This is a genomic window from Mesorhizobium sp. 113-3-3 (assembly GCF_016756495.1).
Lineage (GTDB): Bacteria > Pseudomonadota > Alphaproteobacteria > Rhizobiales > Rhizobiaceae > Mesorhizobium.
The window spans coordinates 4,252,827-4,266,727 of the sequence record NZ_AP023243.1 but is presented as its reverse complement, the minus strand read 5'-3'; the positions used below and the strand labels follow the sequence as shown (position 1 = coordinate 4,266,727).

At 62.0% G+C, this 13,901-nt stretch carries 17 protein-coding genes; 15 read left to right on the top strand and 2 right to left on the bottom strand.

The genetic code is table 11. The features are described 5' to 3' along the window. Positions 1-113: 113 nt before the first annotated feature. Positions 114-1,370, bottom strand: coding sequence for an SAM-dependent methyltransferase (locus JG746_RS20780; protein WP_202354481.1), 1,257 nt, complete (start codon positions 1,368-1,370; stop codon positions 114-116). Positions 1,371-1,652: 282 nt separating this feature from the next. Here JG746_RS20780 and JG746_RS37685 point away from each other — a divergent pair, with 282 nt between their 5' ends. From JG746_RS37685 to JG746_RS20750, 6 genes are all read left to right on the top strand, one after another. Continuing rightward, a complete protein-coding gene (locus JG746_RS37685; protein WP_257784390.1) occupies positions 1,653-1,787 on the top strand; it encodes a hypothetical protein in 135 nt (44 codons plus the stop codon). Between the two features lie 168 nt (positions 1,788-1,955). Further along, a complete protein-coding gene (locus JG746_RS20770) occupies positions 1,956-2,246 on the top strand; it encodes a Dabb family protein (RefSeq protein ID WP_202354480.1) in 291 nt (96 codons plus the stop codon). Positions 2,247-2,338: 92 nt separating this feature from the next. Continuing rightward, the gene (locus tag JG746_RS20765; protein ID WP_202354479.1) at positions 2,339-3,229 is read left to right on the top strand and encodes a VOC family protein; all 891 of its coding nucleotides are present in this window, start codon (positions 2,339-2,341) and stop codon (positions 3,227-3,229) included. After that, positions 3,226-4,086 carry a 3-deoxy-8-phosphooctulonate synthase gene (gene kdsA, locus JG746_RS20760; RefSeq protein ID WP_202354478.1) on the top strand — a complete coding sequence of 287 codons (861 nt, stop codon included), beginning with the start codon at positions 3,226-3,228 and terminating at the stop codon, positions 4,084-4,086. The genes JG746_RS20765 and kdsA overlap by 4 nt, the downstream gene beginning before the upstream one ends. An 84-nt stretch (positions 4,087-4,170) precedes the next feature. Then, on the top strand, positions 4,171-4,374 hold the full coding sequence (locus JG746_RS20755; RefSeq protein ID WP_027045027.1) for a dodecin family protein: 204 nt from the start codon (positions 4,171-4,173) through the stop codon (positions 4,372-4,374). 83 nt (positions 4,375-4,457) lie between these two features. Beyond that, positions 4,458-4,823 (top strand): PRC-barrel domain-containing protein, encoded by a 366-nt coding sequence (locus tag JG746_RS20750; RefSeq protein ID WP_202354477.1) that lies wholly within the window; start codon positions 4,458-4,460, stop codon positions 4,821-4,823. Between the two features lie 61 nt (positions 4,824-4,884). Here the strand turns inward: JG746_RS20750 and JG746_RS37680 are convergent, their stop codons facing one another. After that, entirely contained in the window at positions 4,885-5,010 is a 126-nt protein-coding gene (locus JG746_RS37680; protein ID WP_274609307.1) for a hypothetical protein, read from the bottom strand. 199 nt (positions 5,011-5,209) lie between these two features. On the opposite strand from JG746_RS37680, the gene eno reads away from it, so the two are divergent. From eno to JG746_RS20705, 9 genes are all read left to right on the top strand, one after another. Next, positions 5,210-6,484 carry a phosphopyruvate hydratase gene (gene eno / locus JG746_RS20745; protein WP_202354476.1) on the top strand — a complete coding sequence of 425 codons (1,275 nt, stop codon included), beginning with the start codon at positions 5,210-5,212 and terminating at the stop codon, positions 6,482-6,484. 159 nt (positions 6,485-6,643) lie between these two features. Next, positions 6,644-6,967, top strand: a complete 324-nt coding sequence (locus tag JG746_RS20740) for an FtsB family cell division protein (protein WP_202354475.1) — start codon at positions 6,644-6,646, stop codon at positions 6,965-6,967. Positions 6,968-7,159: 192 nt separating this feature from the next. Continuing rightward, positions 7,160-8,197 carry a pyruvate dehydrogenase (acetyl-transferring) E1 component subunit alpha gene (pdhA, locus tag JG746_RS20735; RefSeq protein WP_202354474.1) on the top strand — a complete coding sequence of 346 codons (1,038 nt, stop codon included), beginning with the start codon at positions 7,160-7,162 and terminating at the stop codon, positions 8,195-8,197. 13 nt (positions 8,198-8,210) lie between these two features. After that, the gene (locus JG746_RS20730; RefSeq protein WP_202354473.1) at positions 8,211-9,596 is read left to right on the top strand and encodes a pyruvate dehydrogenase complex E1 component subunit beta; all 1,386 of its coding nucleotides are present in this window, start codon (positions 8,211-8,213) and stop codon (positions 9,594-9,596) included. An 18-nt stretch (positions 9,597-9,614) separates the two neighbouring features. Then, positions 9,615-10,982 (top strand): pyruvate dehydrogenase complex dihydrolipoamide acetyltransferase, encoded by a 1,368-nt coding sequence (locus tag JG746_RS20725; protein ID WP_202354472.1) that lies wholly within the window; start codon positions 9,615-9,617, stop codon positions 10,980-10,982. A 15-nt stretch (positions 10,983-10,997) separates the two neighbouring features. Next, positions 10,998-11,414 (top strand): hypothetical protein, encoded by a 417-nt coding sequence (locus JG746_RS20720; protein ID WP_202354471.1) that lies wholly within the window; start codon positions 10,998-11,000, stop codon positions 11,412-11,414. Then, complete coding sequence (locus tag JG746_RS20715) at positions 11,411-12,046, top strand: SGNH/GDSL hydrolase family protein (protein WP_202354470.1); 636 nt, start codon at positions 11,411-11,413, stop codon at positions 12,044-12,046. Before JG746_RS20720 ends, JG746_RS20715 begins: the two co-directional genes overlap by 4 nt. A 17-nt stretch (positions 12,047-12,063) precedes the next feature. After that, positions 12,064-13,509, top strand: a complete 1,446-nt coding sequence (gene lpdA, locus JG746_RS20710; RefSeq protein ID WP_202354469.1) for a dihydrolipoyl dehydrogenase — start codon at positions 12,064-12,066, stop codon at positions 13,507-13,509. 99 nt (positions 13,510-13,608) lie between these two features. Beyond that, positions 13,609-13,866 carry a GlsB/YeaQ/YmgE family stress response membrane protein gene (locus JG746_RS20705; RefSeq protein WP_091586392.1) on the top strand — a complete coding sequence of 86 codons (258 nt, stop codon included), beginning with the start codon at positions 13,609-13,611 and terminating at the stop codon, positions 13,864-13,866. Positions 13,867-13,901: the final 35 nt, after the last annotated feature.

Below are 13,901 nucleotides of genomic sequence, written 5' to 3'. Positions count from 1 at the left end.
ATGATTTTCGATTCGCCTGTCCAGGGCGACATCGTGCGTGAGGATAGGACTTTTTCACGGCGATCGCTGGGCGGTGTCGAGATCACGCCCGACATCGGCAGGCCGCTGGCGGCTTAGGCCTTGTAGACCACTTGGCGCACATCGATGTAGCTGGCGCGGAAGCCGGCTTCGCAATAGTGCAGGTAGAACTCCCAGAGCTTCTTGAAGCGATCGTCGAAGCCGAGCGGCACGATCTTCTCCCAGGATCCCCAGAAGCGGTTGCGCCATTCGGCGAGCGTGCGCGCATAGTCATCGGGAAACACGCGCTCGCGCAGATGCGCGAGGCCATGGTCCTTGCCGAGCGCCTTCAGGATCGACGGCGTCGGCAGCATGCCGCCCGGGAAAACATAGCGCTGGATGAAATCCGGCCGGGCGCGATAGGTGTCGTAGGCGGCTTCGTTGATGGTGATGATCTGCAGGCCCGCGGTGCCGCCGGGTTTCAGGCAAGCCTTCATCTTCGAGAAGAACACCGGCCAGTATTTCTCGCCGACGGCCTCGAACATCTCGATCGAGGCGATGCGGTCGTAAGTGCCTGTTTCGTCGCGGTAATCCTGCAGCTTGATGTCGACCTTGTCGGAAAGGCCGGCCTTGGCGATGCGTGCCTTGGCGAAATCGTGCTGTTCGCGGCTGATCGTCAGTCCCGTAACGCGGCAGCCGATCTCGCGGGCCGCGAATTCGGCAAAGCCGCCCCAGCCGCAGCCGATCTCCAGCACATGATCCTTCTTGCCGATACCCGTATCCCTGGCCAGCGCCCGGTATTTGGCGGCCTGGGCGCTCTCGAGGTCGTTGGCGCCATTCGCGTAAAGCGCCGACGAATAGGTCATGCTCGGGTCGAGCCATTCCTTGTAGAAGGCGTTGCCGAGATCGTAATGCGCGGAGATGTTGCGCTTCGAGCCGGTGCGTGTGTTCTCGTTGAACCAGTGGCGGATGCGCTGGACGGTGTTGATGAGCCAGCTGGCGCCGCCGGCGACTCGTTCGCCAATCACCGAATTGACCACGAACAATTCCAGGAAGCTGGTGACGTCAGGGCTTTCCCAATCGCCGTCCATGTAGGACTCGGCAACGCCGATCGTGCCGCCGGAAAAGGCGCGGCTTGGCAGGCGCCAGTTCTTGAGCACCAGTTCGGCGTCCGGACCGGGTCCCTTGCCGCCAACGAGAACCGCGCGGCCATCCGGCATCCTGACTTTCAGCGAACCGCGCGGCAGGTTCATCGCCGCCGACAGCACCATGCGCGCCTTGGCCGGCAGGCCCTTGACGATCTCGGCGAAATTGAACTCGTCGAGCCTGACCGCTTCGCCCGGCGCTACGCTATGATGGTCCCCGTCTGCCATTTCATGCCCCTGGATTTCCGTGGTGCCGGCGCAAATCGCCGGGTCACGGTTCTCTTGGATCATTCGCCAGGTTCAAATGTCTTGCCTGGTCCCGGTAGCTCCCACTGCTCCCAGCGAATGCCTGCCACAATCTTCCACGTGATGAGGGGGAACTTCAAGAGGCAGGCCACTGGCTGGGCTGTGCCACGTGGCGTTTGCCATCCGCCCCTTGCGTCAAGTTGCTGCTGTCTACAATCAAAAAACGTCTATGGCCGCCGCAGACCATGTGCGATAGCTTTAGCCATGCGTTATGTAATCGTCATTGCGGCAATCGCTTTTTTCCTGATCTGGGACGGTCTCTACAACCAGGGCCGCTATCTCGACATCTCGGTCAGGGAGCTCAACCACGTGGTGCGTTACGTCACCGGCAAAGCCTGAATATCCCTCCCGAAGAGAGCGGTCTGGGACGTCATGCGACGTCCCCGTAGCCGCGAGATGGGTTCGCGCCGTTTGGGGCGCGTCGCAAGGACGCGTGGCGCCGTGAACGGTTGACGCGCGCAAACCGCCGTCACAAAAGACCCCCGCATTCAGATCGAGGAGGCGGGATTGATCCGGCATATCGTTTTCTTCAGCGCGCGGCGCAAGGAGGATGTGGAGTCCGTGCGCACCGGGCTGCTGGCACTCGGCAATATCCCTCATTCCAGCCTCTTCGAGGTCACTTTGAACACCAAGGTCGACCCGCTGTCGGATGAAATTGATGTCGTCGTCTACGCCGAGTTCGCCGATGACGCAGCACTGGCCGCCTACAAGGCTCATCCGCTCTATGCGCAGACCACGGCCAAGGTCAAACCGATGCGCGAACTGCGCTATTCCGCCGACGTCGTGGCCGGCAGTTGATCCCGGCCGCGGTTCTGGTTCTCGACAAGCCGGCGGCCGCCGACGGGAAATAGCCTTGAACCGCCCTGCGGAATGATGCACACCGCGCCCCGATGACCGACAGACCAGCCACCGGCACGCATCCGCTTGACCATCTCGTTCTGCCGACCGGCAGTCTCGAGGTGGCGCGAGCCCGGCTCACTTCGCTGGGCTTCGTCGTCGCGCCAACCGGTATCCATCCCTTTGGAACGGAAAACTGTTGCGTCTTCCTCGCCGACGGCACGTATCTGGAACCGCTCGCGATTGGCAATGAACAGGCAACGATCGACGCGACGGCCGCCGGCAACGTCTTCGTCGCCCGCGACCGGCTCTATCGCGAAAACCACGGCGATGAAGGTTTTTCGGCCTTGGTTCTGGGGACCGACAATGCCGATGCCGACCATGCACGCTTTGTCGAAACCGGTCTGTCGGCTGGCGACACGCTGAACTTTTCGCGCGCTTTCGCCGATACGTCGGGCAAAAGCGACACCGCATCGTTCAAACTCGCCTTTGCTGCGGCCAGCGGCGCGACCGATGCGTTCCTGTTTGCCTGCCAGCGGATCAATGCGCCAAAGGTGGACCGTACGGCTTTGCAGACCCACGCCAATGGCGCCAGCGGGATCCTCGAGGTGGTCGCGGTCAGCGACCAGCCCGCCGAACAGACCAGACTGATTTCCGTGGCGGTGAACGACCCTGCCGCCAGCGGCGAGGGCGGGGCGTTTTTCCTGCCGAATGCAACCTTGAGCGTGCTCGATCTCAGATCCCTCACCGCCCGCTTTGGTATTGCGGCAGGCTCACCCACGAAGCTGCGCTTCGCAGCGATCGTCTTTGCCGTCCGCAGCTTCGATGCCACGTTGAGCCTGCTTGCAGCCAATGCCATCAAGTACGATATAGCGGGCACGGACATTGTCGTGCCGCCGGCATCCGGGCAGGGCGCGGCATTCATCTTCCGGGAGATCCCATGAGCAAGCCCCAAGCGCCCAATCCAATGGCGCCCAATTCGTCGGTAACCGTCGGCAATGTCGTCTTCAACAACAATGCGCCTTTGGCGCTGATCGCCGGCCCTTGCCAGTTCGAGTCGCGCCAGCATGCCTTCGACATGGCCGGCGCGCTGAAGGAACTGACCGATAAGCTCGGCATAGGCCTCGTCTACAAGACCAGCTACGACAAGGCCAACCGCACCTCGCTGTCGGCGACGCGCGGCGCCGGCATGGACGCCGCACTTCCGGTCTTCGACGAACTGCGCAAGGAATTCTCGCTTCCCGTGCTGACCGATGTCCACACCGAGGAGCAGTGCGCGATCGTCGCGCCGCATGTCGATGTGCTGCAGATCCCCGCCTTCCTGTCGCGCCAGACCGACATGCTGGTTGCCGCGGCGAAAACAGGCAAGGTGATCAACGTCAAGAAAGGGCAGTTCCTCGCGCCGTGGGACATGAAGAATGTGGTCGCCAAGATCACCGGTTCGGGCAACGCCAACGTCTTGACCACCGAGCGCGGCGCGTCCTTCGGCTACAACACGCTGGTGTCCGACATGCGCGCACTGCCTGTCATGGCCGAGATCGGCGCGCCGGTGATCTTCGACGCCACGCACTCGGTGCAGCAGCCGGGCGGGCAGGGCGGTTCGTCTGGTGGCGAGCGCCGTTTCGTCGAGACCCTGGCCCGCGCGGCTGTCGCCGTCGGTGTCGCCGGCGTCTTCATCGAGACCCATCAGGATCCCGATAATTCGACGTCTTCCGATGGGCCCAACATGCTGCCGCTGAAAGATATGCCGGCGCTTCTGGAAAAGCTCATGGCATTCGACCGGATAGCCAAGGGCCGCTAGGCCTCGCTTCCCGCCGGTGCTTGTGGTCGGAAGGGGGCGGTTGTACGCTTGGCCGGCAAATAAGCGTTTTGGCAGGAGGAAGCCATGTCCGTCGCCCGCGTCACCGAAATCACCTCGTCATCGAAGAAGAGCTTTCAGGACGCCATCGAGAAGGGAATCGCGCGCGCGTCGAAAACCCTCAAGAACGTCGAAGGCGCCTGGATCCAGGATCAGAAGATCGTCGTCGAGGACGGCAAGATCGCTGCCTACCGCGTCAATATGAAGGTGACTTTCATCCTCGCGGAGTGATCGGCCGTCGCCGAAAAAGTCGGGAACTTTCGCCCGCGCCCCTCATTGTCAAAGCAGAGTTCAACGACAACGAGGAGCACACCATGACATCCCAGACAGGCCACACCGAAGCCATCGCCGCTTCGCGCGTCATCGGCACGTCCGTCTACAACACCGAAGGCAAGAGCATCGGCAGCATCGAGGACATCATGCTCGACAAGACGTCGAATGGCATCATGTTCGCGGTGATCGGCTTTGGCGGCTTTCTCGGCATCGGCGAGAAGTACCATGCCATTCCGTGGGCCAGTCTCGACTACGACGAGGACAAGGGCGGCTATGTCGTGCCCTTCTCGAAGGAGCAGCTGAAGGCCGCACCCGCCTATTCGATCAACGAACTGGCCGGCGCCGACGGTGAAAGCGCGCGCGACGCATCCTATCAGTACTACAAGGTCACGCCCTACTGGCACTGACGGCACGACAATCAAAAAGGGCCTCGTTTCGACGGGGCCCTTTTTGATTCAACGCCAGCGCCTATTCGCTGGTGCTCAACGCCGGTAAAGGCGCACTGGCCTTCGGTGGCGACTGGTTGTTGTCGCATGACGTCAGGAATGCCGCCGCGATCAGGAACAGACTCACGATACCGCTCAACTCGGACATGGCGAAACTCCTCATGTTTCGCCCCGCGCGACACCAGCCATAACCCGGAATGCGTGCCCCGCCGCATGACTTATGATGACAGAAATTTGCGCTTCGTGAATCGGGCCGCCGGCACTATTCGGCTATGGCCGGATTGCCTTTTGCGTCGCTTTGGCTAAGACGGGCGCGACCTTTCGTCAGATCAATCGGGGACATCGCAATGACCGCCATCATCGACATTGTCGGACGTGAAATCCTGGACAGCCGTGGAAACCCGACCGTCGAGGTCGATGTTGTGCTCGAAGACGGTTCGATGGGCCGCGCCGCGGTGCCGTCGGGCGCCTCGACCGGCGCCCACGAAGCCGTCGAGCTTCGCGACGGCGGCGCACGCTATCTCGGCAAGGGCGTGCTGAAGGCCGTAGAGGCGGTCAATGGCGAGCTGTTCGAAGCAATCGGCGGCATGGAAGCCGAAAACCAGATCCATATCGACCAGACTATGATCGAGCTCGACGGCACGCCCAACAAGAGCCGGCTCGGCGCCAACGCCATTCTCGGCGTTTCGCTGGCGGTGGCCAAGGCCGCGGCCGACGCCGCCGGCCTGCCACTCTATCGCTATGTCGGCGGCACCAAGGCGCATATCCTGCCTGTGCCGATGATGAACATCATCAATGGCGGCGCCCATGCCGACAACCCGATCGACTTCCAGGAATTCATGATCATGCCGGTCGGCGCTCCCACGCTTCGTGAAGCCGTGCGCTGGGGTTCCGAAATCTTCCACACGCTGCGCAAGAAGCTGAAGGATGCCGGCCACAACACCAATGTCGGCGACGAGGGCGGCTTCGCGCCGAACCTGAAGAGCGCGCCTGTAGCGCTCGATTTCATCATGGAATCGATCGAGAAGGCCGGCTTCAAGCCGGGCGAGGAAATCGCGCTCGGCCTCGATTGCGCCGCGACCGAGTTCTTCAAGGACGGCAATTACGTCTATGAGGGCGAGAAGAAGACGCGCGATCCCAAGGCGCAGGCCAAGTATCTCGCCAAGCTCGCTGCCGACTATCCGATCATCTCGATCGAGGACGGCCTTGCCGAGGACGACTGGGAAGGCTGGAAGTACCTGACCGACCTGATCGGCAAGAAGACGCAGCTGGTCGGCGACGACCTTTTCGTCACCAACACGGCGCGCCTGCGCGACGGCATCCGCATGGGGGTTGCCAATTCGATCCTGGTCAAGGTCAACCAGATCGGCTCGCTGACGGAAACGCTCGATGCCGTCGAGACCGCGCACAAGGCCGGCTACACCGCCGTCATGTCGCACCGTTCGGGCGAGACCGAGGATTCGACCATCGCCGATCTCGCCGTCGCAACCAATTGCGGGCAGATCAAGACCGGTTCGCTGTCGCGCTCCGACCGCATGGCCAAGTACAACCAGCTGATCCGGATCGAGGAAGAGCTCGGCAAGCAGGCGCGCTACGCCGGCAAGTCGGTGATCAAGGGCTGATCGGAAGACACCGAAACTCGAATATTGCGAAGGGCGGGATCATTCCCGCCCTTTTTCATTTCGCTGGTCGCCCGGGTCGGTCTCCGTAACCGTCCGTTAAGCACAATCAGGCGAAAAAGGGTCCGGGTCGTTCGAGTTTGCGGCCATGGGGAATCGGTCATGTGGACGCGTCAGCACAAGCAGAGAAATACCGGCCGGCTGATCATCCCTTCGCTTTGCGTGGTGTTCCTGGCCTATTTCGGCTTCCACGCCTATCACGGCGAATTCGGCATCAATTCGAAATATCAGCTGGAAGCTCAGACGGTTGCACTGCAGGCCCAGCTCGATGCGATCAAAGCGCGCCGGATAGAATTGGAACGGCGCGTTCGGCTCATGCAAGACGGTACGCTGGAGAAGGACATGCTCGACGAGCAGGCGCGCAAGGCGCTCAACCTGTCCCAGGCTGACGAAATTACCATCATGTTGCCGGTCACATCTAAATAACTGAATTTCAGTTAATCGCCAATATTTTCAATGATTTTAATCGCTTAGGCGCATGCCAGCTATGCAAATTCGTCATGGCGCAACGCTGTGACGCGTGTTAGCCTTGCATAAATCGGTGGGGAGAGCTGATCTTCCCAGGGCAGAGTCATCCTGCCCTAATGTCCGCAAAGAGACGCCAACAGGGAGTGATGCATGGCCACCGCAGCCAGAAAAGCGCCTGCCAAATCGAAATCCGACGCCAAATCAGGGCTTTCCGCGCCCAAGCCTGCTGAATTCACCAAGGATGAAGAGCTTGCCGCCTACCGGCACATGCTGCTCATCCGCCGCTTCGAGGAAAAGGCCGGCCAGCTCTACGGCATGGGCTTCATCGGCGGCTTCTGCCATCTCTATATCGGCCAGGAGGCTGTCGTCACCGGCATGAAGATGGCGCTGATCGACGGCGACCAGATGATCACGGCCTATCGCGACCATGGCCATATGCTGGCGATGGAGCTGTCGCCGCGTGGAGTCATGGCCGAGTTGACCGGACGCCGTGGCGGCCTGTCCAGGGGCAAGGGCGGCTCCATGCACATGTTCTCCAAGGAGAAGCATTTTTACGGCGGCCACGGCATTGTCGGTGCGCAGGTGTCGCTTGGCACGGGCCTGGCCTTCGCCAACCGCTATCGCGAGAACAACAATGTTTCGCTGACCTATTTCGGCGACGGCGCGGCCAACCAGGGCCAGGTCTATGAAAGCTTCAACATGGCCTCGCTGTGGAAGCTGCCGGTGATCTACATCATCGAGAACAACCGCTACGCCATGGGCACCTCGGTGTCGCGCTCATCGGCCGAAACCAATTTTTCCCACCGCGGCGCCTCGTTCAAGATTCCCGGCATCCAGGTCGACGGCATGGATGTGCGTGCGGTCAAATCCGCCGGCGATCAGGCCACCGAATGGTGCCGCGCCGGCAACGGGCCGATCATCCTCGAAATGCAGACCTACCGTTATCGCGGTCACTCCATGTCCGACCCGGCGAAATACCGCTCGAAGGAAGAAGTGCAGAAGATGCGCTCCGAGCATGACCCGATCGAACAGGTCAAGGCCCGGTTGACCGAGAAGAAGTGGGCGACCGAGGACGAGCTCAAGACCATCGACAAGGAGGTTCGCGACATCGTCGCCGACGCCGCCGAATTCGCCCAGAACGACGCGGAGCCGGATCCGTCCGAGCTCTGGACCGATATCGTACTGTAAGGGAGGCCAGGACATGCCGATCGAAATTCTCATGCCCGCTCTCTCGCCGACCATGGAAGAGGGCAATCTTTCCAAGTGGTTGAAGAACGAAGGCGACAAGGTCGTCGCCGGCGATGTCATCGCCGAGATCGAAACAGACAAGGCGACGATGGAAGTCGAAGCCGTCGACGAAGGCACGCTTGCCAAGATCGTGGTTCCCGCCGGCACCGAAGGCGTCAAGGTCAACGCTGTGATCGCCGTGCTTGCGGTTGAAGGCGAAGACACCGATCAAGCCGGCGAAGGCATCGGCGAAGAGCCCGCCAAGGCTGAAACGGCTGCACCGGCGCCGGTTGCGGCCAAGAGCGAGGCCTCAGCACCAGTCGCGGCCGCCCCGAAGACCGAGGTTGCCGCCGATCCCGACATTCCGGCAGGCACCGAGATGGTCTCGACCACGGTGCGCGAAGCGCTGCGCGATGCCATGGCCGAGGAGATGCGCCGTGACGGCGATGTCTTCGTCATGGGCGAGGAGGTCGCCGAATATCAGGGCGCCTACAAGATCACCCAAGGCTTGCTGCAGGAATTCGGACCGCGTCGCGTCGTCGACACGCCGATCACCGAGCATGGTTTCGCCGGCGTCGGCGTCGGTGCTGCGATGGCCGGCTTGAAGCCGATCGTCGAGTTCATGACCTTCAATTTCGCCATGCAGGCGATCGACCAGATCATCAACTCGGCCGCCAAGACGCTTTACATGTCGGGCGGCCAGATGGGCGCGCCGATTGTGTTCCGCGGACCCAACGGTGCCGCTGCCCGCGTCGCCGCCCAGCACTCGCAGTGCTACGCCGCCTGGTACAGCCACATTCCTGGCCTGAAAGTGGTGATGCCGTATACCGCCGCCGACGCCAAGGGGCTGCTCAAGGCAGCCATACGCGACCCGAACCCGGTCATCTTCCTCGAGAACGAAATCCTCTACGGCCAGTCCTTTGACGTGCCGAAGCTGGATGATTTCGTGCTGCCGATCGGCAAGGCGCGCATCCACAAGCAAGGCAAGGACGTCACCATCGTCTCCTTCGGCATCGGCATGACCTATGCGGTCAAGGCCGAAGCCGAATTGCGCGGCCTGGGCATCGACGCCGAGGTCATCGATCTGCGCACCATCCGTCCGCTCGATCTCGACACCATCATCGCCTCGGTCAAGAAGACCAACCGCCTTGTGGTGGTCGAGGAAGGCTTCCCGCAGAGCTCGGTCGGCGACCACATCGCCAACCAGGTGTCGCAGCGCGCCTTCGATTTCCTCGACGCGCCGGTCATCACCATTGCCGGCAAGGACGTGCCGATGCCTTATGCGGCCAACCTCGAAAAGCTGGCTTTGCCGAATGTCGGCGAGGTCATCGAGGCGGTCAAAGCCGTCACGTATCGCTGAACCGGGCGGGAGGACAAAATGCCAATCAACATCACCATGCCGGCGCTCTCGCCCACGATGGAAGAGGGCAATCTGTCAAAGTGGCTGGTCAAGGAAGGCGATAAGGTTTCGCCGGGCGACGTCATCGCCGAGATCGAAACCGACAAGGCGACGATGGAGGTCGAAGCCGTCGACGAGGGCACCGTCGCCAAGCTCATCGTTCCCGCCGGCACCGAAGGCGTCAAGGTCAACGCGCTGATCGCCGTGCTCGCCGCCGAGGGCGAGGATGCGGGCGCTGCCGCCAAAAGCGGTGGCGGTGCCGCACCGGCGAAAGCCGAAGCTCCGCCAGCCGAGGCGCCAAAGGCAGAGGCGCCGAAACCGGCAGCCGCAGCGGCACCTGCACAGGCAAAGGCAGAGCCGGCTCCGGCCGCCAATGGCCACGCGGCTGGCGAGCGCACTTTCGCTTCACCGCTCGCGCGCCGCATCGCCAAGGACGCGGGCGTCGATGTCTCGGCCGTGACCGGCACCGGCCCGCATGGCCGCGTGGTCAAGGCCGACGTCGAGGCCGCGATTGCAGGTGGTGGTGCCAAGGCGGCACCCGCCGCCAAGGCTCCGGCTGCCGCACCGGCTGCTGCTTCCGCCCCGGCGGTGAAGCCGATGTCGGACGATCAGGTGCTGAAGCTGTTCGAGCAGGGCTCCTACGAGCTCGTGCCGCACGACAATATGCGCAAGACCATTGCGCGCCGCCTGGTCGAGGCAAAATCCACCATTCCGCATTTTTATCTCACGCTCGACTGCGAGCTCGACGCGCTCCTGGCATTGCGCACGCAGATCAATGCCGCGGCACCCATGAAGAAGACCGACAAGGGCGAGGCGCCAGCCTACAAGCTGTCGGTCAACGACATGGTCATCAAGGCGATGGCTTTGGCATTGAAGGCGGTGCCGGATGCCAATGCCTCATGGACAGAAAGTGCCATGGTCAAGCACAAGCACGCCGATGTCGGTGTTGCCGTCTCGATCCCCGGTGGCCTGATCACGCCGATCATTCGGCATGCGGACGAAAAGACGCTGTCGACCATCTCCAACGAGATGAAGGATCTGGCCAGCCGCGCCCGCAGCCGCAAGCTGAAGCCGGAAGAATATCAGGGCGGCACGACAGCCGTCTCCAACCTCGGCATGTTCGGCATCAAGGATTTTGCCGCCGTCATCAACCCGCCGCATGCGACGATCCTGGCGGTCGGTGCCGGCGAGGAGCGGGCGGTGGTCAAGAATGGCGAGATCAAGATCGCCACCGTCATGTCGGTGACGCTGTCGACCGACCATCGCGCCGTCGACGGAGCACTCGGCGCCGAACTGCTGGTCGCCTTCAAGCGGCTCATCGAAAACCCGATGGGCATGCTGGTCTAGGAGAGGAAAAGGCTCGTGCGGAAATTCTTCACCAGCCTTTTCGCCTTTTTCATTTCCGGCTTTGCTGGCAGCCTGGTTGCGCTGGGACTGGCCATCGCGACCCATGCGCAGGAAGAATACATTCTGGTGTTCATGGTGTCGGCGCTTGTCACCATCGTCGTGACGATGATGTTTTTCGTCGCGCAGTTCTTTTCAAATGCACCGACGATCATCAACTGGCTGGCCCTTTGCGCCATTGTCCTGTTCGTGCTTGTCGGGCTCGGCCTGATCGGCTGGACATTCTCGCAGCCGATCGACAAGCGCCAGTGGGGGAGTGACCTGCCAATCGTCGCCGGCCTGGTTTTGCCGAGCCTGGCCACGGTCCTGGTTCACTGGCTGTTCGTGCGCTGGCGGCTGGGAACCGGTTTGATCAATGCACAGGTGAACGCATGAAGACAGTGCTTTGCTACGGCGACTCGTTGACCTGGGGCTATGATGCCGAGGGCGGCCGCCACGCGCTGCAGGACCGCTGGCCAAGCGTGCTGCAGGCCGGGCTTGGCGGTGGCGTCCAGGTCATCGCCGATGGCCTCAATGGCCGCACCACGGCCTTCGACGATCATCTGGCCGGAGCGGACCGCAACGGTGCGCGGCTGTTGCCGACGGTGCTGACGACCCATGCGCCGATCGACCTGATCGTCATCATGCTCGGCGCCAACGACATGAAGCCGTGGATCCACGGCAATCCGGTCGCCGCCAAGCAAGGCATCCAGCGGTTGATCGACATCGTGCGTGGCCATGACTATCCGTTCGACTGGCCGGCGCCACAGATACTCATTGTGTCGCCGCCCATTGTAAGCCGCACCGAAAATGCCGATTTCAGGGAAATGTTTGCCGGCGGTGACGAGGCATCGAAGCATCTCGCCCCGCAATATGCCGCGCTCGCCGACGAGGTCGGCTGCGGCTTCTTCGATGCCGGCACGGTGGCGCAAACCACACCGCTCGACGGCGTCCATCTCGATGCGGAAAACACGCGAAACATCGGCAAGGCGCTGGCACCAGTCGTGCGCGTCATGCTGGAATTGTGATTGAAGGAGAAAATCCCGTGGCTGAGAACTACGACGTCATCATCATCGGCTCCGGCCCCGGCGGCTATGTCACGGCGGTGCGTTCCGCCCAGCTCGGCTTCAAGACGGCGATCGTTGAGCGCGAGCATCTCGGCGGCATCTGCCTCAACTGGGGCTGCATCCCGACCAAGGCGCTGCTGCGCTCGGCCGAGATCATGCACTATTCCGATCATTTGAAGGACTATGGCCTGAAGCTCGACGGCAAGGTCAGCGTCGACACATCGGCCGTCGTCGACCGCTCGCGCAAAGTTTCGCTGCGGCTCAATGGCGGCGTGGCCTTCCTGATGAAGAAGAACAAGGTCGACGTCATCTGGGGCGAAGCCAAGCTGTCGAAGCCGGGTGAGGTCGTCGTCTCCAAGACGGCCAAGAAGCCGATGGAACCGCAGCCGCCGGTGCCGAAGGGCGTCAAGGGCGAGGGCACCTACACCGCCAAGCACATCATCCTGGCGACCGGCGCCCGGCCGCGCGCGCTGCCCGGTATCGAGCCGGACGGCAGACTGATCTGGACCTATTTCGAGGCCATGGTGCCGAAGGAGATGCCGAAGTCGCTGCTGGTGATGGGCTCGGGCGCCATCGGCATCGAATTCGCCTCGTTCTACCGCACCATGGGCGCCGACGTGACGGTCGTCGAGCTGCTGCCGGCGGTGATGCCGGTCGAAGATGCCGAAGTCTCGAAATTCGCGCAAAAGCAGTTCGAGAAGCAAGGCATGAAGATCATCCTCGAAGCCAAGGTGACCAAGGTCGAAAAGGGCGCCAACTCGGTCACCGCGCATGTCGAGATGAAGGACGGCAAGGTCGAGAAGATCACCGCAGACCGCATGATCTCGGCCGTCGGTGTCCAGGGTAACATCGAGGGCCTCGGGCTTGAAGCGCTTGGCGTGAAGACCGATCGTGGCTGCGTCGTCGTCGACGGCTACGGCAAGACCAATGTGCCCGGCGTCTACGCCATCGGCGACGTCGCCGGCCCGCCCATGCTTGCCCACAAGGCCGAGCATGAGGGCGTCGTGTGCGTCGAGAAAATCGCGAATTTCCCCGGCGTGCACGCCATCGACAAGCTCAAGATACCCGGCTGCACCTACTGCAATCCGCAGGTCGCTTCCGTCGGCTTGACGGAAGCCAAGGCCAAGGCCGAAGGCAAGGATATCCGTGTCGGCCGCTTCCAGTTCGCCGCCAACGGCAAGGCGATCGCGCTTGGCGAGGACCAGGGCTTCATCAAGACCATTTTCGACAAGAAGACCGGTCAGCTGCTCGGCGCCCACATGGTTGGCGCCGAGGTGACCGAACTGATCCAGGGCTTTGTCGTGGCGATGAACCTCGAGACGACCGAGGAAGAGCTGATGCACACCATCTTCCCGCATCCGACGCTGTCGGAGATGATGAAAGAGAGCGTGCTCGACGCCTATGGCCGCGCCTTGAACGCATGATAGATTCGCTGCAGGAGACTCAGCCGCGAAAGCCCTGGGAACTCGACGGCAAGGCAGTTCGTTTCCGCATGCATTTTTACGCGCGCAAGGAGAAGGCATATGCACTTGAACGGCGTGGGCTGGATCGCAGCCATCATCATCGGCGGCCTGGCAGGCTGGTTCGCCGAAATGTTCATGAAGAGCAACACCGGCATTTTCATGAATATTATCATGGGTATAGTTGGCGCAGTCGTGTTGAACGCCATCCTGCAAGCGCTCAATTTCGGCCCATTCGGCGTCGGCTGGATCGCCTATCTGATCACCGGCTTCATCGGTGCATGCCTGCTGATCTGGGTCGGTCGCCTGGTGCGCCGCTAATCGGTATCATTCGCGGCTATGCGAAAACGGTTGTG

Bases quoted from the DNA above. Each gene is read 5' to 3' on its own strand.
- JG746_RS20780 (WP_202354481.1), bottom strand. From the start codon at position 1,370: ATGGCAGACGGGGACCATCATAGCGTAGCGCCGGGCGAAGCGGTCAGG.
- JG746_RS37685 (WP_257784390.1), top strand. From the start codon at position 1,653: ATGCGTTATGTAATCGTCATTGCGGCAATCGCTTTTTTCCTGATCTGG.
- JG746_RS20765 (WP_202354479.1), top strand. From the start codon at position 2,339: ATGACCGACAGACCAGCCACCGGCACGCATCCGCTTGACCATCTCGTT.
- kdsA (WP_202354478.1), top strand. From the start codon at position 3,226: ATGAGCAAGCCCCAAGCGCCCAATCCAATGGCGCCCAATTCGTCGGTA.
- JG746_RS20755 (WP_027045027.1), top strand. From the start codon at position 4,171: ATGTCCGTCGCCCGCGTCACCGAAATCACCTCGTCATCGAAGAAGAGC.
- JG746_RS20750 (WP_202354477.1), top strand. From the start codon at position 4,458: ATGACATCCCAGACAGGCCACACCGAAGCCATCGCCGCTTCGCGCGTC.
- JG746_RS37680 (WP_274609307.1), bottom strand. From the start codon at position 5,010: ATGTCCGAGTTGAGCGGTATCGTGAGTCTGTTCCTGATCGCGGCGGCA.
- eno (WP_202354476.1), top strand. From the start codon at position 5,210: ATGACCGCCATCATCGACATTGTCGGACGTGAAATCCTGGACAGCCGT.
- JG746_RS20740 (WP_202354475.1), top strand. From the start codon at position 6,644: ATGTGGACGCGTCAGCACAAGCAGAGAAATACCGGCCGGCTGATCATC.
- pdhA (WP_202354474.1), top strand. From the start codon at position 7,160: ATGGCCACCGCAGCCAGAAAAGCGCCTGCCAAATCGAAATCCGACGCC.
- JG746_RS20730 (WP_202354473.1), top strand. From the start codon at position 8,211: ATGCCGATCGAAATTCTCATGCCCGCTCTCTCGCCGACCATGGAAGAG.
- JG746_RS20725 (WP_202354472.1), top strand. From the start codon at position 9,615: ATGCCAATCAACATCACCATGCCGGCGCTCTCGCCCACGATGGAAGAG.
- JG746_RS20715 (WP_202354470.1), top strand. From the start codon at position 11,411: ATGAAGACAGTGCTTTGCTACGGCGACTCGTTGACCTGGGGCTATGAT.
- JG746_RS20705 (WP_091586392.1), top strand. From the start codon at position 13,609: ATGCACTTGAACGGCGTGGGCTGGATCGCAGCCATCATCATCGGCGGC.